Origin of the sequence: Phaeodactylibacter luteus, assembly GCF_007993045.1 — a bacterium.
Taxonomy (GTDB): Bacteria; Bacteroidota; Bacteroidia; order Chitinophagales; family Saprospiraceae; genus Phaeodactylibacter; species Phaeodactylibacter luteus.
This window is the reverse complement of sequence record NZ_VOOR01000037.1, coordinates 1-24,844: the sequence shown is the minus strand read 5'-3', so window position 1 is coordinate 24,844 and position 24,844 is coordinate 1. Positions and strand designations below refer to the sequence as shown.

Annotated in this window: 16 protein-coding genes, 1 pseudogene and 1 riboswitch; of the genes and pseudogenes, 8 read left to right on the top strand and 9 right to left on the bottom strand. The window is 51.9% G+C overall.

The window, feature by feature from the left end; translation table 11 throughout:
- The first annotated feature begins 18 nt into the window (after positions 1-18).
- Positions 19-226: riboswitch (cobalamin riboswitch) on the top strand.
- Between the two features lie 115 nt (positions 227-341).
- Both FRY97_RS15760 and FRY97_RS15755 read left to right on the top strand, forming a co-directional pair.
- Positions 342-1,322, top strand: coding sequence for a ribonucleotide-diphosphate reductase subunit beta (locus FRY97_RS15760; RefSeq protein ID WP_147168522.1), 981 nt, complete (start codon positions 342-344; stop codon positions 1,320-1,322).
- Positions 1,323-1,407: 85 nt separating this feature from the next.
- Positions 1,408-3,069, top strand: a complete 1,662-nt coding sequence (locus FRY97_RS15755) for a ribonucleoside-diphosphate reductase subunit alpha (protein WP_147168521.1) — start codon at positions 1,408-1,410, stop codon at positions 3,067-3,069.
- A gap of 456 nt (positions 3,070-3,525) precedes the next feature.
- Here the strand turns inward: FRY97_RS15755 and FRY97_RS15750 are convergent, their stop codons facing one another.
- On the bottom strand, positions 3,526-4,050 hold the full coding sequence (locus FRY97_RS15750; RefSeq protein ID WP_147168520.1) for a hypothetical protein: 525 nt from the start codon (positions 4,048-4,050) through the stop codon (positions 3,526-3,528).
- Between the two features lie 188 nt (positions 4,051-4,238).
- Between FRY97_RS15750 and FRY97_RS15745 the strand changes: the two genes are divergently transcribed.
- The 3 genes from FRY97_RS15745 to FRY97_RS15735 all read left to right on the top strand — a co-directional run bounded on the left by FRY97_RS15745 (position 4,239) and on the right by FRY97_RS15735 (position 9,621).
- The gene (locus tag FRY97_RS15745) at positions 4,239-6,134 is read left to right on the top strand and encodes a DNA topoisomerase IV subunit B (RefSeq protein ID WP_147168519.1); all 1,896 of its coding nucleotides are present in this window, start codon (positions 4,239-4,241) and stop codon (positions 6,132-6,134) included.
- A gap of 225 nt (positions 6,135-6,359) precedes the next feature.
- Entirely contained in the window at positions 6,360-8,768 is a 2,409-nt protein-coding gene (gene lon / locus FRY97_RS15740) for an endopeptidase La (RefSeq protein WP_147168518.1), read from the top strand.
- 202 nt (positions 8,769-8,970) lie between these two features.
- A complete protein-coding gene (locus tag FRY97_RS15735; protein ID WP_147168517.1) occupies positions 8,971-9,621 on the top strand; it encodes a carboxypeptidase-like regulatory domain-containing protein in 651 nt (216 codons plus the stop codon).
- 96 nt (positions 9,622-9,717) lie between these two features.
- On the opposite strand, the gene FRY97_RS15730 is transcribed toward FRY97_RS15735, so the two are convergent.
- Positions 9,718-10,518 carry a hypothetical protein gene (locus tag FRY97_RS15730; protein ID WP_147168516.1) on the bottom strand — a complete coding sequence of 267 codons (801 nt, stop codon included), beginning with the start codon at positions 10,516-10,518 and terminating at the stop codon, positions 9,718-9,720.
- Positions 10,519-10,792: 274 nt separating this feature from the next.
- Positions 10,793-11,275 (bottom strand): hypothetical protein, encoded by a 483-nt coding sequence (locus FRY97_RS15725; protein ID WP_147168515.1) that lies wholly within the window; start codon positions 11,273-11,275, stop codon positions 10,793-10,795.
- Positions 11,276-11,446: 171 nt separating this feature from the next.
- Here FRY97_RS15725 and FRY97_RS15720 point away from each other — a divergent pair, with 171 nt between their 5' ends.
- Both FRY97_RS15720 and FRY97_RS15715 read left to right on the top strand, forming a co-directional pair.
- Positions 11,447-11,653: a hypothetical protein gene (locus tag FRY97_RS15720; RefSeq protein WP_147168514.1), complete on the top strand. Its 207-nt coding sequence runs from the start codon at positions 11,447-11,449 to the stop codon at positions 11,651-11,653.
- Between the two features lie 6 nt (positions 11,654-11,659).
- Positions 11,660-12,616 (top strand): threonine ammonia-lyase, encoded by a 957-nt coding sequence (locus FRY97_RS15715; RefSeq protein WP_147168513.1) that lies wholly within the window; start codon positions 11,660-11,662, stop codon positions 12,614-12,616.
- Positions 12,617-13,072: 456 nt separating this feature from the next.
- On the opposite strand, the gene FRY97_RS15710 is transcribed toward FRY97_RS15715, so the two are convergent.
- The 3 genes from FRY97_RS15710 to FRY97_RS15700 all read right to left on the bottom strand — a co-directional run bounded on the left by FRY97_RS15710 (position 13,073) and on the right by FRY97_RS15700 (position 19,672).
- Positions 13,073-13,852, bottom strand: coding sequence for a carbonic anhydrase (locus FRY97_RS15710; RefSeq protein WP_211356886.1), 780 nt, complete (start codon positions 13,850-13,852; stop codon positions 13,073-13,075).
- Between the two features lie 240 nt (positions 13,853-14,092).
- Positions 14,093-16,486 (bottom strand): M12 family metallo-peptidase, encoded by a 2,394-nt coding sequence (locus tag FRY97_RS15705; RefSeq protein ID WP_170254685.1) that lies wholly within the window; start codon positions 16,484-16,486, stop codon positions 14,093-14,095.
- 729 nt (positions 16,487-17,215) lie between these two features.
- Positions 17,216-19,672, bottom strand: a complete 2,457-nt coding sequence (locus tag FRY97_RS15700; protein ID WP_147168511.1) for a M12 family metallo-peptidase — start codon at positions 19,670-19,672, stop codon at positions 17,216-17,218.
- Positions 19,673-20,947: 1,275 nt separating this feature from the next.
- Here FRY97_RS15700 and FRY97_RS15695 point away from each other — a divergent pair.
- Positions 20,948-21,934, top strand: a complete 987-nt coding sequence (locus FRY97_RS15695) for a DNA cytosine methyltransferase (protein WP_147168510.1) — start codon at positions 20,948-20,950, stop codon at positions 21,932-21,934.
- Positions 21,935-22,020: 86 nt separating this feature from the next.
- On the opposite strand, the gene FRY97_RS15690 is transcribed toward FRY97_RS15695, so the two are convergent.
- The 3 genes and pseudogenes from FRY97_RS15690 to FRY97_RS23355 all read right to left on the bottom strand — a co-directional run.
- Positions 22,021-23,199 (bottom strand): type II restriction endonuclease, encoded by a 1,179-nt coding sequence (locus FRY97_RS15690; RefSeq protein ID WP_147168509.1) that lies wholly within the window; start codon positions 23,197-23,199, stop codon positions 22,021-22,023.
- Positions 23,171-24,391, bottom strand: coding sequence for a DNA (cytosine-5-)-methyltransferase (gene dcm / locus FRY97_RS15685; RefSeq protein ID WP_211356889.1), 1,221 nt, complete (start codon positions 24,389-24,391; stop codon positions 23,171-23,173). Before dcm ends, FRY97_RS15690 begins: the two co-directional genes overlap by 29 nt.
- Before the next feature lie 63 nt (positions 24,392-24,454).
- Positions 24,455-24,793, bottom strand: a pseudogene (locus FRY97_RS23355) (very short patch repair endonuclease); the annotation flags it as partial.
- Positions 24,794-24,844 lie beyond the last annotated feature (51 nt).

Sequence of the window (24,844 nt, the reverse complement as noted above, 5' to 3'; positions counted from 1 at the left end):
AAGAACGGTTACACCCTTGTATCTTTCAAGACGTTTGGCGGGGAGGCAGCTTATGCCTTCCCAGGGAACCGGGTGAGAACCCCGGGCAGTACCCGCTGCTGTAAGCCCCAATGCTGGCAAGTGCCAGCTGTCAAAGCCGTGCCAAATAGCCACTGCCCGCTGCTGCGGGCGGGAAGGGGGCACGGCCGGGGCGAGCCAGAAGACCGGCCAAGCCATTTTTCTTAACCTGCAAGCTTTCGGGAGCTAGAGCAAGCGGTGCGCACAACCGGCCAACAAGGGTACGGGCTGTGCCTGCCACCCTTCGCTCATGACTGCCGGGGCTGCCCCAAAACATATGCATCATGAGCCGCATTTTCCAGCCCCGGCTTGCTTACAAGCCTTTCGAATACCCCGAGGTACTGGAATTCATCAATACCATCAATCAGACCTTCTGGGTGCACTCCGAAGTAGATTTCACCGGCGATATTCAAGACTTCAAGGTGGAGTTGTCCAATAGCGAGCGCGAAGCGGTCAAACGGACCCTCTTGGCCATTGCTCAGGTGGAGGTAGACGTGAAGTCTTTTTGGGGCAACCTTTACCAACACCTGCCCAAGCCGGAGTTCAATGGCCTGGGCAGTACTTTTGCAGAGTGCGAGTTCCGCCATTCAGAAGCTTACGCTCAATTGCTGAATGTGCTAGGGCTGGACAATGCTTTTGAAGAGGCTTTGCAAACTTCCGTGCTCAAAGACCGGATCGCGTTCTTGCGAGACCGCCGGGCTGCCGCTCAGCTCGATTCCCCGGAGCAGGCCTTCGGGCTCAACCTGATCCTGTTCTCTATGCTGGTGGAGAACGTCTCCCTCTTCAGCCAATTTGCTACCGTCCTCTCTTTTACCCACTTTAGGGGGCTGATGAAGAGCACGAGCAATATAATCGCCTGGACGAGCAAAGACGAGCAGCTGCACGCCAACGCTGGCATCTACATTTTCAACCGTATTGTGGAGGAGAACCCCGGCTGGCTCTCGCAGCAGTACGAGGCCGTCATCTACGAGACCGCGCGGGCGAGCATAGCGCAGGAAGAGCGCATCTTGGACTGGATTTTCGAAGAAGGGGAGCTGGCGCATTTGTCCAAAGCAGACCTGCTCAATTTTATGAAGCACCGCGTCAACAGCAGCCTGGAGCAGATTGGGCTGGAGCCCATATTTGAGGTAGGCCGGGAGCAGCTGCGCCGTATGAACTGGTTTGAGGAGGAGGTCTTCGCCAATACCCTGGACGACTTTTTCGCCAAGCGCCCCGTGGAGTACTCCAAGCACAATCAGTCCTTCACTGCCGACGACCTGTTCTAAACCATTTTAATTCCATCCTGATCAATAAAGGCTTGGGCGCCGCCCCTCAGCCCCGGGCCTTCATATACCCAAAAAGACAAAGACCATGGATACCATCACCTTAGCACCTTACCACTGGGTTACCCCCGAAAGCCGCACCGTATTGGAAAGAGGCTACCTGCTCGAAGGAGAAGGGCCACAAGAAGCCGTGCGCCGCGTAACCACCGCCGCAGCCAACCGCCTGGGGCGGCCAGACCTTCAGCCCAAGTTTGAAGAGCTGGTTGCCAATGGCTGGATGTCGCTCTCCTCACCTGTTTGGGCCAATATGGGCGCGAGCCGTGGCCTGCCCATCAGCTGTTTTGGCAGCTACGTGCCCGACAGCATGGCCGGCATTACCAAAACCCTCTCTGAGTGCATTATGATGACCAAAAACGGGGGCGGCACCTCTGCATATTTTGGACACCTGCGAGAAAGGGGGGCTTCCATCAACAACAACGGCAAATCTTCCGGCCCGGTCTCTTTCCTGAAGATGTTCGATGCAATGATCGATACGGTAAGCCAAGGCAATGTGCGCCGTGGGGCGTTTGCTGCTTACTTGGATATCGAGCACCCTGATGTAGAGGAGTTCCTAAAAATAAAGGACATTGGCAATGCCATCCAAAACATCTTTTTTGGGGTCTCGGTCACGAATGCCTGGATGGAGGAGATGGTAGCAGGGGACAAGGCGAAGCGGGCCACCTGGGCGAAAGTGCTGCACAGCCGTCAGGAAAAAGGGCTGCCCTACATCCTCTTCGCTGACAACGTCAATGATCAGGCCGCTGATGTATACCGTGACAAAGGGATGCGGGTATACAATTCCAACCTCTGCTCCGAGATCGCCCTGCCAGTGAGCGATGACGAGAGCTTCGTTTGCTGCCTGGCTTCCATGAACCTGGAGCTGTACGAGGAGTGGAAAGGGACGGACGCAGTGCACTACGCCATTTGGTTCTTGGATGCAGTGATGGAGGAGTTCATCCAAAAGTCTGCCGGGCAGCCTTATATGGAGCGCACCCACAATTTTGCGAAGCGGCACCGTGCCCTTGGGCTTGGGGTCATGGGCTATCATGCCTACCTGCAGAAGAACAACATCCCTTTCGAGAGCATGGAAGCGAAGCAGTTCAACAGTTCTGCCTTCCGCTATATCCGCTCGGAGGCGGAAAAAGCTTCCGCAGCACTTGCAGAGGCCTACGGGGAGCCGGAGGTGCTCAAAGGCTATGGGCGGCGCAACACCACCCTGATGGCGGTAGCGCCCACCACTTCTTCCTCGGCCATACTCGGGCAGACCTCACCGGGCATTGAGCCCTACAGCAGCAACTACTATAAGGTAGGCCTCTCTAAAGGCAACTTCATGCGCAAGAATAAATTCCTGACGGCCTTGCTGCAGGAAAAGGGGCTGGACAAGGAAGAAATCTGGCAGTCCATACTCCTCAAAAATGGCTCTGTGCAGCATCTGGATGGGCTGACAGCGCACGAGAAGGAGGTGTTCAAGACCTTCCGGGAAATCAACCCGCGCGAAATCATCATTCAGGCAGCGGCCCGGCAAAAATTCATCGATCAGTCGCAGTCGCTCAACCTCAATATCCCGCCGCAGATGCCGGTGAAAGAGGTCAATGCCCTGATGATCGAAGCTTGGAAGCTGGGCGTCAAAAGCCTCTATTATCAGCGCTCTTCCAGTGTAGCCCAAGAAATGGCTAACAAGTTCAAGGAGTGCGTGAGCTGTGCTTCCTAGAGCAGCCTGATGGATTAATTTGCTGATACGACAAGGATGGCCCCGCAGCGGTTGCTGCGGGGCTGTTTTATTGAAGGGGCTGCTCCACCACCTTTGCGCATACGGTGCTGCCGCCCAATGAACCACAGCCATGCAAAGCCCTTTCGGCAGGTGCCCCAATCCGCCTTCAGTAACCGGCAGCATCGAAGGCGCTGGGACAACCACAATGCCGACATCCGGAGCCTCGCAAAAAGGCGGATTAAGCCAAATGTTGAGTTGGGCTGGGCGTGGGCTCAAATGCCGCGGGCGTTTAGCTTTTTCGGCTTTAGGCTGGCATTGGCCTAGCGCTGCGGAGGGGTATGTAAGCCCGATAGGGCCGAGCGGATAGCGAGCCCCGGAGCATAGCGGCACCTGCCCGCTGGCAGGGGCAGGCCCCTCCTAACGGCAATCTGGATTGCGGCCGTTTGTCCGTCTGATTTAAGAATCCTCCTCTTTTTCCCGCAACAGCATCAGCGGGCTAGCCATAAACCACTGCTCCCGGTCTTTGGTGTAGCCAAAAGTGGCGTGGGGGAGAAGGCTGTTGAGGTAAGCAGAAATAGGCTTCAGGTCCTGCCTGGGCAAGATCAGGGAGAACTCCCTTCCGTCGATTGTCTTGAAAAACAGGGTGCCGTTGTGGAACATCTGCAGCCCAAAAGGGAGGCGCTCCGTAACGATACTGTATACCCACACAATTTCTTCGGGGTGGAAATGCAGGAGCAGGATGAGCTCGCGCCCGGGCAGCTGCCATTCTTGTAGAAGGGCAAAAAAGAAGCGCAGCCCGAGGACGGTGCACAGCAGCCCAAAGATGCTGAGCCATACGCTATCCTGAAAAAAGCTGTAGATAAAGCTTAGCCCCAACAGCTGAAGGGCAAGCGCACAAGCCGTTTTTAGCCGGTGCTCTTGCCTGAAGCCTCGCAGCAGGCGCTGCATAGCGGGGTGCTGATCTGTCTGATGGGCTTTCAAAAGGATTTGCTTAGCAACATTTTGTTGATAAAAAATGCAGAAAGTTGTATTTTTGCACAAAAAATTGGATAAAATAGGTGCTGAATAAGATGTTGTGCAAAACTTTCCGCCCCACTACCAACAAGTTTATCCGATTTTTGCTGACCTTTTACACCGGTTTTTACCCGATATGACCACAATTTAGCCTCATGGAGCAAGTAAGTTACACGGAAGACAACATTCGTTCATTAGACTGGAAAGAGCACATCCGTATGCGGCCTGGTATGTACATCGGCAAGCTGGGCGACGGCTCAGCAGCGGATGACGGCATCTATATCCTCATCAAAGAGGTGCTCGACAACTCCATCGATGAGTATGTGATGGGGCACGGGCGCAATATCGATATTTCGGTAGATGAAGGTGCAGTAACCGTGCGCGACTACGGGCGGGGCATCCCCTTGGGCAAGGTAGTGGATTGTGTATCCAAGATCAACACTGGCGGAAAGTACGACTCCAAAGCTTTCAAAAAATCAGTAGGCCTGAACGGAGTGGGCACCAAAGCGGTGAACGCCCTTTCGGAAGCCTTCCGCGTGTCTTCTGTGCGAGAGGGCAAGGTGAAGATTGCTGACTTCGAGCGGGGCGAAATCATCAAAGACCACAAGCTGAAGAAGTCGGATGAGCCCAACGGCACTACCGTGACTTTCCGGCCAGACCCGGAGATTTTCAAAAAGTTCCGCTTCCGGCCAGACTATATCGAGAATCAGCTCTGGAACTACGCCTACCTGAATGCGGGCCTGAAGATCAACTTCAATGGCAAAACGCTGATTTCCCGCAATGGGCTGCTCGATCTGCTGGAACGCAAAATGGCGAAGGAGACCCTACGCTACCCCATCATACACATGAAGGGGGAGGACTTGGAGATCGCTATGAGCCATGGCAACCACTACGGAGAGCAATACTACTCTTTTGTCAACGGGCAGAACACCACTCAGGGCGGCACCCACCTCAATGCGCTGCGGGAGGCTATCGTAAAAACGCTGCAGGAGCACTTCAACAAAAATTATGACCGCAGAGACATCCTGAGCTCCGTCGTAGCTGCGGTCAGTATCCGAGTGGAGGAGCCTGTTTTTGAATCTCAGACCAAGACCAAGCTCGGCTCTTCGGATATGGGGCCGGAAGGGCCTACCATCCGCACCTTCGTGGTCAACTTCGTCAAGGAAAAACTGGACAACTTCCTGCACAAGAACCCGGAGGTCGTCAAAGCCCTTGAGAAACGGATCAAACAATCGGAGCGCGAGCGCAAGGAGATTGCCGGCATCAAAAAACTGGCCAATCAGCGGGCCAAAAAGGCTAACCTGCACAATAAAAAGCTAAGGGACTGCCGCCTACATTTTGGCGATAGCGCCCGGAAGGTAGAGGAGGAGCTGCGCAAAGCCACCACGATCTTCATCACAGAAGGGGATTCGGCCAGCGGTTCCATCACTAAAGCAAGGGATGTACAGACTCAGGCGGTGTTCAGCCTTCGCGGCAAGCCACTGAACTGCTACGGGCTGACCAAGAAGGTCGTTTATGAAAATGAAGAGTTCAACCTGCTGCAGCATGCGCTCAACATCGAAGACGGGCTGGACGACCTGCGCTACAACCGTGTAGTGATCGCCACAGATGCGGATGTAGATGGCATGCACATCCGCTTGCTGCTGCTCACCTTCTTCCTGCAGTTTTTCCCTGAGCTGGTGCGCAATGGGCACCTGTTTATCTTGGACACCCCGCTTTTCCGCGTCCGCGACAAGCAGAAAACTTTTTACTGCTATAGTGAGGAGGAAAAGCAGCAGGCCATCAAAAAACTGAGGGGGCAGCCGGAAGTGACCCGCTTCAAGGGGCTGGGGGAAATTTCGCCTGGCGAGTTCAAGGACTTCATCGGCGATGGCATACGGCTCGAGCCCGTTATCCTCAATGAGGATACCAACGTAGATGATGTACTGGCCTACTATATGGGCAAAAATACACCGGCCCGGCAGGAGTTCATCATCGACAACCTGCGGGTGGAAAAGGATGAAGCAGAGGAGGGCGGCGAGGAGCCTTCCGGAGAAGATATTGCAGCTTAGCACTTACTCTGCCTGCCGTTTTGTCTGTCATTCCAGCCGCATAGGCAGGCCCGGTGAGCAAAAACAGGCATGGCACAATCCTTGCCCTGTTGTTTAGGGCTGGGGGTAAAATGTTTTCTGCCAGCTTGTCACCGCCGTTTCAGCACCTAGAGGAGGTTTGAAGCTCTTACAAAATAACCTGACAGCTGCCTGTACAAATGGGCAGCTGTAGCTATATCCAAAATTATGTTTGACGATTTGTTTGCACAGCAGCGCTTAGATGATGATGGGGATTTCATGCCAATGCTCTCCATTGACGAAGAGGAGGAGAACCCCAATGAGGCCTTCCCCAACCGTATGCCGCTGCTGGCATTGAAAAACACCGTCCTATTCCCCGGGATTGTCATTCCGATCACCGTGGGCAGGGATAAGTCTATCAAAGCCATCAATAAATCACATGCCGGCGACCGGCTTGTGGCCGTCATGTCGCAAATGGACAGTAATGTGGAGGACCCGGGGGTGGATGACCTGTACCACTTGGGCACTATTGCGCGCATCCTGAAACTGCTCCGTATGCCTGATGGCACGACTACTGCCATTTTGCAAGGGCGCAAACGCTGCGAGCTGAAGGCCATGCTGAGCGAAGACCCTTACATGGAGGCAGAGGTGGCCCCTGTGGAGTATGATGAGATTGAAGACGATCTAGAATTTGAGGCCCTGACCTCCACCATCCTGGAGCGGGCACAGCAGATCATTGAGCTCTCTCCCAATATCCCTTCCGAGGCCAATGTGATGCTGAAAAACATCAACAACACCTCATTCCTGCTCAATTTTATAGCTTCAAACCTCAGTGCAAAGGTGCCGCTCAAGCAGGAAATACTGGAAGACGACAACCTCTTCGACAAGGGGCAGCTCATACTTAGGCAGCTCAATAGCGAGCTGCAGCTGCTGGAGCTCAAAGACCAGATTGAGAGCAAGGTCCGTATCGATATTGAGAAGCAACAACGGGATTACTTCCTCAATAAGCAGTTGAAAACGATACAAGAGGAGCTGGGCCAAAACCCACAAGAAGAAGAGATCAATAAACTGGTAGCCCGGGCCAAAAAGAAGAAGTGGCCAGAAGCTGTTGGGAAAACCTTCGAGAAGGAACTGGCGCGCCTGCGGCGGATGAACCCGCAAGTGGCAGAGTTTTCTATACAGCTCAGCTATTTAGAACTGCTCACCGAGCTGCCATGGGATACTTATACTAAAGATAATTTTGACCTCAAGAAGGTGAGGGCCGTTCTTGATAAAGACCACTTTGGGCTGGAAAAGGTCAAGGAGCGGATTCTGGAGCACTTGGCGGTGCTGAAGCTAAAAGGGGATATGAAAGCGCCTATCCTATGCCTGGTGGGCCCTCCGGGCGTGGGCAAAACCTCTCTGGGGCGCTCTATTGCCCGGGCCATCAAGCGGGAGTTCATCAGGATGTCTCTGGGTGGGCTCCACGATGAATCGGAGATCCGTGGCCATCGAAAGACCTACATTGGCGCACTGCCCGGTCGGATCATACAGTCGCTGAAGCGGGCGGGCTCTTCTAACCCGGTTTTTATCCTGGATGAAATCGACAAAGTTGGCAAAGATTTCCGGGGCGACCCTTCTTCCGCCCTGCTGGAAGTGCTGGACCCCGAGCAGAATGCCACGTTCTACGATAATTACCTCGAGCTGGAATATGATTTGAGCAAGGTGATGTTCATTGCCACCGCCAACTCCCTGAACACCATACAGCCGGCTTTGCTGGACCGTATGGAGATCATACAGGTCAGCGGATATTCTACGGAGGAGAAAATAGAGATTGCGAAGCAGCACCTCATCCCTGAGCAGCGCAAAGAGCATGGGCTGAAGAGCGATCAGGTCCGGCTGGGCAAACGCACGATTCAGCACCTCATCGAACATTATACCCGGGAATCGGGCGTGCGCTCCCTCAACCGGCAGATCGCTGGGGTGATGCGGAGCATTGCCAAAAAAGTGGCTATGGAAGAGCCCTATGAGGTGGGTGTGAAAGCTGGTGATTTAGAAGCTATACTCGGCCCGGAGCGGTTCAGCAAAGACCGCTACGCGGAGCCTCAGGTGCCGGGAGTAACCGTTGGCCTCGCCTGGACACAGACCGGGGGCGATATCCTTTTCGTGGAAGCGAGCTTGAGCGAAGGCAAAGGCAAAATGACCATCACGGGCAATCTCGGCGATGTCATGAAAGAGTCTACCGTTACGGCACTAAGCTTCATTAAAGCCAATGCGGGAAAAATGGGCATAGATACTAAGCTGTTCGCTGAGCGGGACATCCACCTACATGTACCGGAAGGGGCGATACCCAAAGATGGGCCTTCTGCAGGCATCACTATGCTCACAGCCCTGGCTTCTGCTTTCACCGGCAAGCCGGTCAAGCCTTTCGTGGCCATGACCGGTGAGATCACCCTGCGCGGGAAAGTCCTTCCGGTAGGCGGCATTAAAGAAAAAGTCTTGGCCGCTAAACGTGCTGGAATGAAGGAAGTCATCATGTGTTCAGAAAACCGCAAGCACGTGGAAGAGATCAATCAGGACTATATCTCAGGCATGCAGTTTCATTATGTGACCCGCATGGAGGAAGTGCTGAAGCTGACGCTTGGGCTCGTATTGTGAGCAGGCCATGAAGATTCACGGGCGCATCAACAAACCTTTAAGGGGGAAGGCGGGTCTTATTAGGTGTATTGGCGCAGGAGGCGCAGGCTAACGCTTTACTTGAAACTGCACCGGCTCAGCTGTGGGTTTTGATTTGGAAACACTTATTTTAGCTTCCCGGGGCCGCCTGCCCGTTTTGATTCATGCAACACACGAAACTCTTATGAATATCCGCCCACTTTTCTTCACGCTGGCTTTTTTGCTCACCTCTGCACTGGCCTGGTCGCAGGATAACGAAAACCTTGTCCAGTTTTCGGGCATGGTGCTCGATGGTACTGATGAGCAGCTTTACCCAGTGCCCTATACCAATATATTGGTCAAAGAAAAAGGGCGGGGCACCTATTCTGACCTCCGTGGTTTTTTCTCCATCGTAGTAGAAAAAGGGGATGTCATCGTCTTTTCTGCCATCGGCTACAAGACCGTAGAATACCAGATACCGGAGGACTTAGAAGACACCCGCTATTCCATCGTGCAGCTTATGACACAAGATGCCATCAACCTCCCGGAAACCGTAGTCTTCCCTTGGCCTAGCCGGGAGCACTTCAAACTGGAATTCCTGGCTATGGATGTCACCCCTGAGCTGCAGCAGCGGGCACAGGAAAACCTGGCTAATGATGCGCTTGCGCGTATGCGGAATGAAGTGATCCCGGATGGGCCTGAGAACGCAGGCAGCTACCTGCGGCAGCAATCCCGCGAGTACTACTACATTGGGCAGCAGCCTCCTATGAATATTTTCAACCCTGTAGCCTGGAAACGCTTCTTCGATGCCTGGAAAGCAGGAGACTTTAAGAAAAAGGATGAAAACGGGCAGTAAGCTGCAGCCGTTGTACTGAAAACAAAGAGGAAAGCCTTACCGTTAGCGTAGGGCTTTCCTCTTTGTGCTGGGGCCAACTTTTCCGGCTTTTTGCGTTTATTGCTCCTGCTGCTTCCCGCCAAAAACATAGCGGCCCCAGAATAGCACTTGGAAGCCGTAGGTGCCCATCCAATAGCCCAATACTGCAAAAGAGAGCATACCGAGCGCCACGTAAGGCTTTACCGAACGAAGATTGATCTCCAAGAACTCGTAATACACAAAATCTGTAAGCACAAAGACGGTATGTATCGTAAACAGTACGAGCAATACCCGCAATAAGGTGCGCAGGTACAAGGCCTTGCGCAGCTCCTGCTGCTGATGCAGCCTTCGGGCTTCCCTGCGCCTTGCACGGACATAACGGTGGGCAAAGTACAGATAGGCAAAAAAGGAAACCAAATAAAGCCCTTGTTCCAAGGCACCGTAAAAAGGGTTGTAAAAAGCCCTTGATACTCCGGCTTTGTAATCGGCAGGCTGAAGGAACAAAAGAGTAAAGAAAAGCAGCTGCCCTACAGGCAGAAGCAGGTGCTTCGCATCCGTCCACCGCAGTTTGTAAGCAGGGTACAAACTGAGCTTTGCGTGGAAAAACAATAATACCGGAAAAGACAGCGTGTAATACAGCGGCAGGAACTTGAGCCCGGGATAAGCCTCGTACAAGCCTATGAAGTTGAGGATGTTGTGCAGGAGTGTCAGCCCAAATCCTATAAGAAGCAGGCCATAGGCAGCGTTGGCCCGGCTGTCGCCAGAGCGCTTGAGGAAGAACAAGGCGCCAAGGCTCAAGGCTTGAAGGACACCTGCTGCCAGGAAAAACAACAGCAGATAGAAAAAAATACTACGGTCTCCAGTAACTAGAAAATCCATCAGGCTTAGTCATTAATTGGTGCCCTTAGGCGGGCGTATACCAAAATGTCGCAGGCATTTATGCTTTTCGGGCTTTATAAGCCTGGCATTGGCCTAGCGCTGCGAAGGGGTGTGAAGCCCGATAGGGCCGAGCGGATAGCGAGCCCCGGAGCATAGCGGCACCTGCCATCAGGCAGGGGCAGGCCCCTCATCCTTACGTCAGGGGTAAGCCCCATCCTTGCGGTAGGGGCAAGCCAAAAAACGGCAATCTGATTTGCGCCTCCTCAGGCCTGCTTTAGCTGCTGAACTTCACCCGCATGCTGTTCCATAAGGATTCCACCCGTGCAGTCTTAGCCTCTGGCCCCTTTATGCTGACTAAGACGTATACACCGTTCAGGCTCCACATCCGGATGGCTTCTATCTCGCCCCCGGCAGATAAGATAGCCTCAAAACCCTGGCTGTCCGCCTGGAATTTGAGCTCTTGGGCAGGAGCTTTGTAAGTATCTTCAAACTCTGCCTTCTCGAAGCTGAAAATCTTTTCGGGCGTCCATTCCATAACGTTGTGGGAGCCGGCGATAACGACCTCGATCTCCCCTGCATCTGCCTCGAGGGTAATGCCATCGCCGTTGATGGGGCGGTCCTTGGCTAGGTGAAGGTCAACGGGGTATTCAACACAGAACCCGAAGCGGTTGTTGCAATATTCGAGCGGCTGCTGCGCCCGTCCTTGGTAGAAGGCGAACAAGCCAAGCAGCATAAGAGAAAAAGCAGGAATCTTCATAATCGGGATTTTTGCGCAGGCACAGGCCCGCATGGGTTTTTACACAATTTACGTTAAAGTCGGCTATATTTAGCTGACATTTAGCAATTGAACGCAAAATGAAGCCGGGACGGCCGCTGTATCAGCATCATTGCGCCCTGGCGGGTTGCCGTTCAGAAAAAGCACTCAACAATGAAAAACAAAGGGTTGGCTTTAGCCGCTGCAATGTTCTTCAGGCAGGCGGGCCTCTTTGCGCAAGAAGCAGCCGTAGACACCACCTCAGCTGGCTACCAAATTGGGTATCAGATTGGCAGCTGGCTGCCTTTTATCATTATCTTCACGCTGGCCCTGCTGGTTATCATTCGTACCTTCCGGCTTTCTTCCAAAGACAAACCCTGAACAGATATGCAATGGCTGACCAACATCCCTTCGGCTGCTGATATTGAGACGGCACATGAGGCCATCGGGCCACACATTCACCGCACCCCCGTCCTTACCTGCCGTGCTATTGACGCCCTATCAGGTGCGGCGCTCTACTTCAAATGTGAGAACTTCCAGAAAATCGGCGCTTTCAAAATGCGGGGGGCAAGCAGTGCTGCACTGCGCCTCAGCAAAGAACAACTTAAGCGGGGGCTGGCCACGCATTCTTCTGGCAACCATGCACAGGCTGTAGCGCTTAGCGCAAAACAGCTGGGCGTGCCCGCTCATATCGTCATGCCCGAAGGCGCGCCGGTCATCAAAAGGGCGGCTACTGCCGGGTACGGGGCGAATATCTACACCTGTGCCAACACCCTGGAAGCCAGGGAATCTACCCTAGAGGAAGTAGTCGAAAAAACCGGTGCGGCTTTTATCCACCCCTACAACGATTACAACGTCATAGCAGGGCAGGCGACCTGTGCCAAGGAGCTCTTGGAAGATGTGGAAGGGCTGAGCGCCCTGATCGCTCCCGTGGGAGGCGGGGGGCTCATCAGTGGCACTGCGCTTAGCGCAAAATATTTCGCCCCGGGCATCCCTGTATACGGTGCAGAGCCGGAACGCGTAAATGATGCGTTCCGCTCCCTACAGGCAGGTAGCATACAAGCCAACTCCCGTATCGATACCATTGCCGACGGGCTGAGGACCAACCTCGGCGATAAGACTTTTGGCATCATGCAGGCGGAACTGAAACAGATATTGACGGTGAGCGAGGAGGAGATTGTGAGCGCCATGAGGCTGATTTGGGAAAGGATGAAAATCATCATAGAGCCTTCCTGTGCGGTGCCCTTAGCGGCTTTGCTCCGTTATCCGGAGCCTTTCCAGGGGAAGCGGGTGGGCATCATCCTTACCGGGGGCAACGTAGATGTAGAACAGCTGCCTTTTTAGCCGCCGGTTTACCGATAGCCGAACGGCCATTGCTGAATTCAGTGCCACTGATAGCCTCTAAGAGAGCGTGTTGGGGTTTTGGCCTTCTAGTTGAAAATTAGTGCCTCAAGCCATTTTTTGATTAAACGAGACCCGAAAACCGGAGCTTTGCCAAAGTTTCGGGGCGGAGTATAAGCGAAAAAGTGTCCCGCTGTCTAGCGGGACAGACCGATTACTAAAGTCCCAACACACTCTAAACGTCAGGCCGGGCTATAGCCCAAAATGGGAAAGCCGCTGTAAGCATGTGCGGAGCGGCTGCCGCTAGCTGCCAAAAAGCAAATGCCCGCTGCTAGGCTATCGCTCCAACCGCGGGCATTTGCTAAGGGTGAAAAAATAGGCTCAATGCGGTGAGCACCATGCCGGTCATAAAGCCAACTTAACAACGGTGCTTAGTACCACAACGGCCAGGTTCTGAAATTAACGGGCTGCCATGTATTTTTTATAGCCGGGCAGGCTGGTGATGGTGTCATCGATGAACTCCACCTTGCCTGTGTGCAGATTGTAAACAGCCCCTACGATCAAGATCTCACCATTTTCGTATTTGCGGCTCATGACCGGCTCAAGCCCGCGGAGGAGGTTGACCTGCTCAATGACGTTCTCCCGGATCGCCGCATCCAACATCTCATCTTTAGACTCAGTCATCTCCTCTGCGCGCAAGGCTGCAGGCTTGATCGCATTGATGAGGGTGACCACATGCCCCGGAGGATTTTCCGGGCGCTTGACCGCTGCAGTGACAGCACCGCAAGACTCATGCCCAAGAACTACGATGAGCCTGGTGTCTAGAGCTACAACAGCATACTCAATGGTGCCGTAGGAAGCTTCTGCCATAACCTGGCCAGCTGTACGGGTAATGAAGAGGTCGCCTACGCCTTGGTCAAAAATAATTTCGTTGGGCACACGGCTGTCGGCACACCCGATGATCACAGCAAACGGAGACTGCCCCAATTCGTTGTTCTTCAGGTCTGCGTCGGTCTGACGCGGAGAGATGCTTTTGTTCTCCGCAAACCGTTTGTTGCCATAAATCAGCTTTTTCAGCCCATAATAAGGATCAAGGTAGGCGCTGTCCCGATCGGCAAAGTATTGCCCATCCTCTAGTTTGAGAAAGTTCTTGATCTCCTCACTTTGTGCGTTCATGTTCGGCAGGCAATACCCTAGTGCGAGGGCTGCCAAAACCAGTAGTTTGCTTATTTGCTTCATGCTAGGTTAATTTTAAACCTCAAACAGCATTCCTAGGATTCGGTTCTTAGATCTGAAGCATAAGCGGCAAAATGCCTAAACCTTGTCATTTACAAAAAGCCCCCCCCGGACAGGCGAACCATCCGGGGGGGATAACTGTGCTTACTGCGCACTACAGGCCTGATGAGCCAGGGGGGCATTACAGAGTTAAAAGGCGCTCCCCCCCTACAATAACCTGCCCAGTCTTGTGATCAGCGAGCTTTAATGGCTGATTACTGCACGTTCTGTGAACTGTTGCCCGTGCTGTTGTAAACGGATTATATAGGTGCCCTCGGGGAATGTGCCCGTATCAAGATGGAATACATTTTCGCCTACCACAGCGCCTTCGGTACGAGCCTCCAAGACACGCCCCATCACATCGACTACGGTGATATCGACCGTACCGGCTTCTGCTGCGCGGTAGTTGACATGGAGGTGCCCGTTAGCCGGGTTCGGGAACAACTGGAACCCAGCAGCGCGCTCGCCACCACCTTCGAGGCCAGTCGCTTCTGCAGCCACCTCGTTTTCGCCAGGCAGTGCAGAGCCAATGGTCACGGTGTAATCTTCTACCTCTCCGTAGGAGAACGTCTCACAAGGTGTGCCGTAGGCATTGTACTTCATTGCTACCCGCAGGCGTGTGGTGCCAGGCAATGCGCTGGAAGAAACGCTGAGTGTGCCAGAAAGCGTGCCTGTGCCACTGCCTTGCCCAATCTGTTCGCCGGCATCGTCAAAGTCACCGTCCTGGTTGTAGTCAATCCACAAGCGCCAGTATTCAGTATAAGTAGAACTGGAGAAGCCAGGCACCAACGTGACGGATACAGAACCACCCGGGGTAAGAGCGGTAGACAAGCTCGTGTAGTCGCCGTAGCCGCCATCGTTTCCGGAGGTATTGTTGATGCTGCCAAACTGTATACGCTGGATCCACTCATAGCTGGAGTTGCTGCCTTCGGAGCCACAGTAATTGACCGGCGGCGGTGGAGGGGTGCCCCCTATGCAAAAGTTCGTTGTTTCGCTACTAGCGAAACTGCCACCGGAGGCCAAAACCGTGCTGCCATCGGTAAGGCTGTAAGAGCCGTTGCCATAGCCGCAGCAGATGCCATCTCCGTAGCTGTCGAAAATGGTGAAATCATAGCAGCCATCAGGTAGGCAAATGCTCTCTGAAACCGTAGAGCCTGCACCGCTGTAGCTCCCGCCAGAAGCCACGGTGCTGCCTCCGCTGTTGGTAATCTGCCAAGTCGTTTCACCGGGATAGTTATCGAGATTGATCGTGAGGTTAATCTCGTTGTCTTCACACCCATTGCCACCGCCACCGCCGTCGCACGCCTGCAGGCATGATGCATTGCTGACGCGGTTGCGGATGACATTGCCAGGCTGAGGGCCAAAGCCAAGGTTGAAATTGATGCCCACGCTCTGCACATGGCAGTAGCTCATAATGGTGCCACCATTGCTAGGATTGCCCGGCCGGGAACAGTTCCCCTCTACATACCCTGCACATCCGTCAATGGCCGTATTATTGCCATTCCAGACGCAGGCATGGGTATGGCGGGAACCGAACAAGTGGCCAAACTCATGCGTAACGACCATTACGGTAAAGGAGTAAGTAGGCACTTGAGCGTAGGAAGACCCAATGGAGGAGAAGCTCATGCTGTTGTCTCGGTTGGAATTGCACAGGCCCGAGAAGCCCGCTGCGACGCCCCCGCTAGCCTGGTAAGACAGCAACTGTGCCAAGTCGCCATTCCAGCTGTTGCGGTAGTTCTGGAAATCAGACAGCATACCTGAGCTGGAAGTGCTGCTGTAAGGGCTGGTGGAGGTCCAGACAAAAATTTCAGAGATCACCGTATTGATGTTCTCATTGGCGTACAGCGTAGCCATCTCATTGAAAATGCCGGTCGTGTAATTGGTAGCCCCCTGCGTGCCCCCTTTGTTCTGGAAGATATCGTAGTCGACTTCAAAATACAGGCGGACACAATCGCTGAGCGCACGGGTGGTAACCTGCGGCATAAGGTCTTCCCGCGTGTAAGTTTCGCCATCGTCAGGCGTAGCGCAATCATAGGACTGCCGCTGCAGGATATCTTGGTCGTTGTAGAGGATGTAGGCCTCTTGGTTCCGGCTGCCCTCAAGCTGCCCCAGTACAAGGTTGCCAGTTTCCGCAGAGCTCATCAGCCCCATAACCGCATCCGGGAAAATACTGATGGCAGCTACTGAACCGGGCAGGCCTTTGATGACCCCGCGGTAGTGCACGCCCAGATCTACGTCGGCAGCTTGCTCCGTGTGGCTTTCTGTTACCTGAAACCCCTCAGCAAACAGGTCCACTTTTACCAGTTCGAGCGCTAGCGCCTGACGCCCAAAGGATGGAAGGGCGAAAGTCATTTCGTCCGGAGATTCCTGCAATAGCGCTTGGTAGTCAGCTTCTTTGAGCTGTAACAATTCATAGGTGCTCGGGGCCTCATCGCCCAAGCTGACCCTGGCATTTGAAACCTCAAAAACAGCAGCCGTGGCAAAGGGCGCACCCTTAGCTTTGCTTGCCGAAACCAGCTCCGCCGGCTTGAGTACGGCCCCTTGGCCGAACAGGCCTACCGCTAGCAGTAGACAGATTGATGTGAACAGATTTTTCATACTAATCCTAAGAATTTCTAGGTGGAAGAATAAAGTTATAAACAAGCATCCCCGATTGCTCCCGCATGCTACAAACCGTGCAAAGCTTTCCCGTTCGCTATGCATCTGTTGAAAGCAAAACGTCCAGTCAAATACAATAGGCGGCTGCACAAGGCAGTCGTTCTAGAGTGAAAAAATAATTTAAAGAGGACTCGCAATTAGCGCAATACGTACGTAGTTAGAACTTAACAGCATAGCCCGGAAGGGCAATTTGACGGGAAACCTGGAAGCTGTCGGGCGAAAAAGAGGCGCTTTGGGCGCCCTTGTTTATAACTTGGGAAGTTTGTATTGACCCTTCGTCAGAAGGACACTCAAAAGTAACAATAATTCAAAAAAGAGCAAAATAAAGATATGTTTTTTGATAAAAACCCACCTAAACATACTTTCTATTGGGGATAGTGTAACAATTACAATAAAAAACACTGCAGCCGTTCCCAGCTGCAGTGCCTCACACATTTCACACAATTAACTAATACTTTGCTATGGGGCAAACCCGATTGCCGCTTTTTGCCCTGCCCCTACCGTCAGGTTTTGGGGCCTGCCCCTGCCAATAGGCAGGTGCCGCTATGCTCCGGGGCTCGCTATCCGCTCGGCCCTGTCGGGCTTACATACCCCTTCGCAGCGCTAGGCCAGCCAGGCTAAAGCCCAAAAAGCATAGACGCCTGCGACATTTTGGTTTGCGCCCCTTTGCTATGGGGCCTTGGCAAAGGGCGCTGCCCAGCTTCCGGTAGCCGTGTGCGCCCGGATGTAGTACAGCCCGCCCGGCAATGGCCCGGCATCTACCCTTGCCTCCCACTGCCCTTCAGACCACCGAGGGCGTACCCCGTACAAGAACTGCCCGGATGCGCTGAAGAGGGATACCTGAGGCCGCTCCCCTTCCGCTGCCCCTTCAAGCGCAACAGTAACCCACCCCTGAGCAGGGTTTGGGAACACCCTAATGCCCTTCCTCGAGGCTTCTGCCTGCTTTGGCCCCGTTGGCAGCCTCCCCCCCGTTGCGAGGCTTTGGCCGCAGCCTCCGCCCTCATGTATGCGGATATTGCGGAAGTAGCTGTTGCCGTTTTGCGGAAAGCGGTCATGGTCTGCCGTGAAGAAAAGATATTGGAAACCGCCTGTATAATACGCCCCTACCGGAATGGTATAGTGCTGCCACGTTGCCCCGCCTTCATAGTTGGCAAAATCGCTAATGCCCCAGCTTTGCACGCCGAAAAGGCGGAAGGTGCGCGAAGCCGTTATCGTTTCGTTCTCATCAAAGCCGATGCCGTGGATCTCCCCTTCCTGGGTAGAGCCAAAATCAAACTCAAGCACAGTCTGCGGAGTGACCGTGTAAGGGAGGCGGATCGCTTTCCAGGCATTGCCATGAAGGTAAAGGACTTCCCCATCTGCAAAGAACCCCGCCTGGCCTTGATCCTGAGGGCCGCCAAAAGAGAACAAGCCTTCTGCTGAAAAATCAACTGCTGTACAGCGCAAAGTATCTGTTGAAACGGTATCTGCCGGAGGCAGGCAGAACAAGGTAGTATCCCCCTGCCCAAAAGCTCCGCCGGTAGCCAGGACAGCCCCCGAAGTATCCTGCAAAAGGTAGTAGCCCTCCCCAAAATCACAACAGATGCCATCTCCGTAGCTGTCGCTCACCTCGAAGGTATAACAGCCTTGCGGCAGGCAAAATGACGCCACAATCAGCTCGTTAGGCTGTCCCGCATAGGGGCCGCCCTGATACAAGGCTTCGCCTGCCGTATCCCGTATAGCCCACTGCGTCTCCAAGGCATATTGGTCGGTCATCAGCTCCAGCCTCAACGGCAAGCCCGCGCAAGTATCCTGCCCGGCTAAAACCGTATCTGCACAGGCTTGCAGACAAGCTGCTTCTGCTATTTCATAACGGATGACATTTCCGGGCTGAGGCCCAAAGCCTTTGGTGAAATCAATGCCCACCTCACGGATATGGCAATAGCTCATAATCGTGCCCCCATCCTGTGGGATGCCAGGAGAAGGGCAGCTGCCTTCTGTCACCCCTGCGCAATCGTCTATGGCGGTGTTATCGCCATTCCATACACAGGCATGCGTATGCCTTGACCCCAGCTGATGCCCAAGCTCGTGCGCTATGACCATAACAGAGTAGGAATAAGCAGGCACTTCAGCAAATCCAGTGCTGATGCTGGAAAAACCATGCTGTGGGCCCGTAGCCCGGCAAAGCCCCGACAAATAGGCCACGCCCCCGCTTGCCTGATAGCTCAGCAGGTGGGCAAGGTCGCCGTTAAAACTGCTGCGCTCCGCTACAAATTGGGAAAGCAAATGAAAACTATTGGTGCCTCCGTAAGGGCTGATGCCATCCCAGAGCAGCACCTCGGAAAGCCTTAGCTGCACCCCTTCATTGGCATACAAGACCGCTACCTGATTGAACAGCGCCGTTACGAAATCCAATGCGGGCTCAGCCCCTCCTTTCTCCTGTACAATATCGTAGTCGACCTCTAAGTAAACCCCGACACAAGGTGCTTCGGTGCGGCCCTCTAACTGTGGCGCGAGCTGTTCTGCCACATAATCATCGCCTTCGTCTGAGGTGGCGCACAAGAATGGTATTTCCCGCAGCAGGCCTGTATCCTTGTAAAGCACATGCCCGCCCCCACCGGCAGCCTGCCGGGCATTTGGCCGGCGGCCTAAGACCCAATTGCCACCTCCCGGCCAGCTGATCAGCCCCATAATTTCGCCTTCGACAACACTCACCGCTGCCAATGACCCCGGAACACCTTCCACGGTACCCTGATAGTGGGCACCTGATGCGCTGCGGGGCAACGGCCTGCCGTCTGAGGCACGGCGGGGCACAAACCCTGGCAAGGCGGGGGCCACCTCGACAAGCAGCAGCGCAATGCCTGACCGGCCTGCTATCCCGGGGAGGGCCAGCCTGATGGCACTCGGCTTCTCCATCTGCAGCTGAGACAATCGCTCCATATCAGCTTCGAGCCATTGAACATCAGCCGGCCTGAGCCCGGCTGCGCTGCCCTCCGCTCTTTTTGTGCGGACTGCCCGGAAAGGCTCGTACCGGATAAATGATGTAGATACTGAGGCCTGAGCCACCAAATCGGCAGGCTTCAATGGGGATTGGGCATAGCAGCCCAAGGCTGCCAATAAGGCAGCTGCAATCATAATAAATCGCATTGGTTTGTTTTTACGGTTTTTGGTCAATATCCTACTGATGGGCAACAGGTAACCCTCCGCACCATCAGCCGGCTTTGATTAAGCATACAACACCTGCTGTAAGGTGCAGAAAACTCCAGCCCTGCAAAAAAGACACATACAGCATTGCCACCGAAACAGCTCAGGCTGCTATGGTCATGCTGTGCGCTAATTATGCGCCCTGACTTATGAATAGATTTGATGCGCCAAGGATCAGTGCAGGGTTATAGTGGCGCTTCCCTTCACCCCCTATGCCTTTTCCAGTCACTTAGCTCAGGCGAAGCTCCCGAAAAAGCCGGCGTATGGTTGAAAAATGCTCATTTCCCCCACTACACTGACCCGACGCATCAAGTCTAACTGAGTAAAGATTGTGATTTGCTATTGGCATAAATAAGATGCCCCGGGGCTTGCTCGCTGGGGCAGAAAACCACAGCAGCCGTTTCGTATTCTCATCGTATGGGGCACCGGCGGCCCGGTGGTGAATGGAATTCAAGGTGCAGGCAGAGACTGCCTTTGTCGTCGTCTTGATTATTATTGGCACAGAAAAGGATACGCTCTCCCCAAGCTGTACTCCCCTCCTGTTGTTTTCATTGAGTGAGACAAAGCTAAGGGGTTTTATACATATTGTCAAAAATATAAACTAAAAATAATCCTATATGAAATTTTTAATAAAATGTTATCTTGCAGCACAATTTGCTCAAGGCACCGCCGTTTTAGCCCGTTGGCCGCCCCCTCGCCCGATCATCAGAAAACGCCCCCCAAGCCGCCTGAGCAGGCCAGGCTATAAAAGATATGGAGGAAAAAAAGCAGCCATCCAGGCAATTGGGCAGCTCCCAGCTGTTCAACACAAGTACCACAAAAGTTCGTAAATAAATGGCAACCAGATATTTAAGTTAAAAAAATATCAGCTTTATTTTCTTGCGCCTACGTACACAGCCCCATAAATTTGCTAATCGAATGTATGCCCAATAGCCTAGCAGGCTTCGCTATTAATTTAATGGCGAAGCCTACTAGCACCTCCAAATTCCTGACAACAAATTTTGTGCATATGTGTGTTCTGCCGGGCAGTTCGGGCTGCCCGGCTTTTTTATTGCCCCCCTTGCAGGTACGCTCCCTCATGTGCCGCCCTACGCCCAGATCAGGGGGCACAAGCCTGCACCGCTTACCTTACCGCCCCCTTTACCGGAAAAATCCTTACCTTGCTTTGCTGAATAAAGGCTGGCTCTGGCCAGGCAGGCTTCCATTTCAACTTCAACCATGAGAATCGCTTCGTTTTTCGCAGGTGCAGGCGGGCTCGACCTGGGCTTCCAAAGGGCTGGCTTCGATGTTATCTGGGCCAATGAGTACGACCGGGATATCTGGGAGACTTATGCCAAAAACCACCCGCACACCCATCTGGAAAAACGCAGCATCACGGCCATTGACCCCACCGAGATCCCCGACTGCGACGGCATGATAGGCGGGCCGCCCTGCCAAAGCTGGAGCACTGCCGGCAAACTACGGGGCATCAACGACAACCGGGGCAAACTCTTCTACGATTTCATCCGCATACTCGAAGAAAAGCAGCCGAAGTTCTTCCTGGCAGAAAATGTAGCCGGCATGCTGCTGCCCCGCAACTCGGAAGCCCTCAACAGCATCAAAAAGCTATTCAAAAATGCCGGGGCAGGATACGACCTCTCCTTTCAGCTCATCAACGCCCGGGACTACCTCGTGCCCCAAGACCGCAAGCGGGTCTTCTTCATTGGCTACCGCCGTGACCTCGGGCAGCGGTTCGAGTTTCCGGAGCCTATCGATATGAAGCTGAGCCTAAAGTCGGCCATAGGCGACCTACAGGACCTTGCCATCCCCGCACGGGATGGCAACTACACCAACGGCAGAGCTTGCCGGGTGCCCAACCACGAATATTTCACCGGCGGCTTCTCCAGCCTCTATATGTCCCGCAACCGCGTGCGCAGCTGGGATGAGGTCTCTTTCACCATTCAGGCCAGCGGCAGGCATGCCCCTCTCCACCCACAGGCCCCAAAAATGGAAGCAGTGGACAAAGAGACGCGCCGCTTCGCCAAGGGCAGCGAGCACCTCTACCGCCGCCTCAGCGTGCGCGAAGTCGCCCGCATCCAAACCTTCCCCGATGACTTCATATTCTACTACAAAAACCTGGCCGCTGCCTATAAGATGATCGGCAATGCCGTGCCTGTGCGCCTCGCCCAAGTCATCGCCAGCAAAATCATGGCCGATTTTGGTTGAACAACCGCTGTTGGGCTGCCTGCTCCTGCCGCAAACGGGAAAGGAAGGTGGGGAAATGCCTGCTAAATCTCATCTACTTAGGGTATTTATAATTCTTGCTTGCCCTTAACAAGCCCAATAAAATGCTTTAGATTAAGTAGCTCATTTTGGTACTCTTTTGGAAAAAAGGAGATATACTGCTTAGGAACGACAAGTTTAACATTTGCCTTCTTCATTTCTGCTAATTGATTTTTTGATATTCCTTGCTGAATGGTAAACAAATGCTTTAAAGGTATTTTTTCAGCTTCATTTAAAATTTGTCGCCACCTATCCTTGCAAGTTGTCTTTGCTGCCAGAAAAGTTAAACTATCATCTCCTTTCACTGACATTTCGTACTTTTCTTTGCTTGGAAATAAAAAGTCTGGTTTTTTATTTCCATCAATTCTTGCCTGAGCATCGAAAACTAAACTACTAGCCACAAAAATTTTCTCAAGGTGGTGTTCTAAAGACTTACCAGCCCTACTTTTCCTACGATTTAGGATAGAATTAGCTGTTTTAACGAGTTCCTCTACTGATAAAAAAGGACGCTCAATTATTTTAGAGTAAAACTTGTTTTCTATGGCTTTAAAGAGTTCGAACTCATATTCTAACCATTTTAAGATTATCTTATCAGGTTTAGTGATCACTTCTCCTGTGACTCTAGATTTACCCTTCGATAGGCAAATACGTGCCATATCAGCAATTTCCCTAGTTGGAGGGAACTCACCTGAAGTAATTCCTGATATATAGCTTTGGAAACAAGATAGGACCCAATCTCTTTCGCTTATTTGTTTATTTGTATTGATTAGCTTATTTGTATCTGTCGGGGAGATGTTAAAAGCTGAGAAAAAATCTTCTATCTCATCGTCTGTTGAAAGGACATAACCTCTATAAAAATCGCCTCCAACTTTAGCTAGAATCAATAAATCTCCAACGTTTTCATCTTCAAAGAAAGGAAAACCTTTTCCAAAACGAGTTAATCTATATTCATTTCTTGTTTTAGCTCCATAGTAAGTAAAAGCACTCTCTGTTTTAAAGTCATCCTGCCATATAATCTCAATTTCCCTTTTAACAACAGTACCCCTCTTTTGAGGAGAGTCAAACATTAATGGGATAGTACTTTTAGGCATATAAAATCCTGCCTGGTGAGCACCTGTTTTACCTGCATCATTTGCAGATATAAACTTGCAGAAAGCGTATTCCGCTTTACTTACAACATCAATTACACTTTGTAGAATTTCGCTCATTAAGTATGACTTCTGTTAGTTTATTCCCTATGGCACGAACTAAGGGCATTACAACTGAATTCCCGAACTGACGATATGCTTGTGTATCAGAAACAGGGATCACGAAAGACTCGGGGTAACCTTGTAATCTTGCACACTCTCTTGGGGTCAACTTTCGTGGGTTCTTGCCCTCTTGAGGAATCAGTATCTCTGATCCATCCTTATAATACCTAGCACTAATTGTACGAGTAATACCTTCAAAATCTACTAAACCGAAACCAAAGCCATTTCCTTTCTCTTTATGCTTCTTTGCATAATTTTGAAGGTAATTCCACAACTTATCAGAAAGTGTATATTTCGGGTCAACCCTTTGTTCCAGTATTTCTTCTACTATGCAACTTGGATCTGGCAGTTCCGGAAAGCCAAATTCCTCTTCACCATTATATATTGCTTTGTCAAAGCCTGCGATAAAGATTCGCTCTCTATGCTGAGGAACAAAATGCTTCCCATCCAAAACCTTATAATGAATTGAATACCCTAGCTCCTCAAGAGCACCTTTTATTACTTTAAAAGTTTTACCCTTATCGTGAGATACAAGATTCTTTACATTTTCTAATAAAAACGCTTTAGGTCTCTTCTTATCAAGAATACGGACTATATCAAAAAAAAGTGTGCCTTGAGTCTCATCTTTAAATCCATGTTCCTTTCCTAAACTTTTTTTCTTACTCACCCCCGCTATTGAAAATGGTTGACAAGGAAAACCCGCTAATAGTACATCATGATCAGGAATTATATCTTCGTCTATTTTTGTAATATCTCCGAAAGGGACCTCTCCGAAATTCGCTTCATAAGTCTTCTTTGAAAATTTGTTCCACTCGGATGTAAATACACACTTGCCACCAAGATTTTGAAATGCTAACCTAAAGCCCCCAATTCCAGCAAACAAATCAATAAATTTGAACTTAGGCTGCAAAGGCGGAGGGAAGGGGACATCATACTTAATTGGTAATTCGTACTGAAATTCCGAGTCTTCAGCTAACCCAAGCTCAAGCAAATATTGTTCAGCCTCTTCCTCAAAAATCGCTCCTGTAGTATTCTCTTTATTCTGTAAATAATGAGTCAAATAGGCTAGCCCCTCACCACCGTCTAGCTTTCTTGGATCTAAGTTGAAATGGCGCTTTAGGCTTGAGTATTTGACACTTTTAGCCTCCATAATAGCTCTGTCTACCTTCATAAGACAATCGTTCAAATTCTTTTTTATATCACTTCCCCAAAACCGGATGACAGTCCAGCCTTCTTTCCTCAAAGTCGCCGAAACAACTTTATCTCTCTCAATGTTTGACTCAATTTTTTTATGCCAGAAGTCCACGTTAGATTTTATCCGCTCCTTAGAAGTAACCCAGTCTTTTCCATGAAAAAAGTCGCCATCGCAGAATATTGCGATTTTAAATTTCCGTATCGTAAAATCAGGTTTTCCAAAAATTTTATCATTATTCTTTCGATACCGATGCCCTCTTGCCCAAAGAGCTTTGCCAAGAATTAACTCAATTTCAGTATTCTTGCTTTTTATAGCCTGCATATTCTTCCGCCGCTGCTCTTTAGTCAAAACATCCATATCACAAAAATAACCTTTAGATTTTAAAAAAATTTGTGTTTTAAGAAAAAA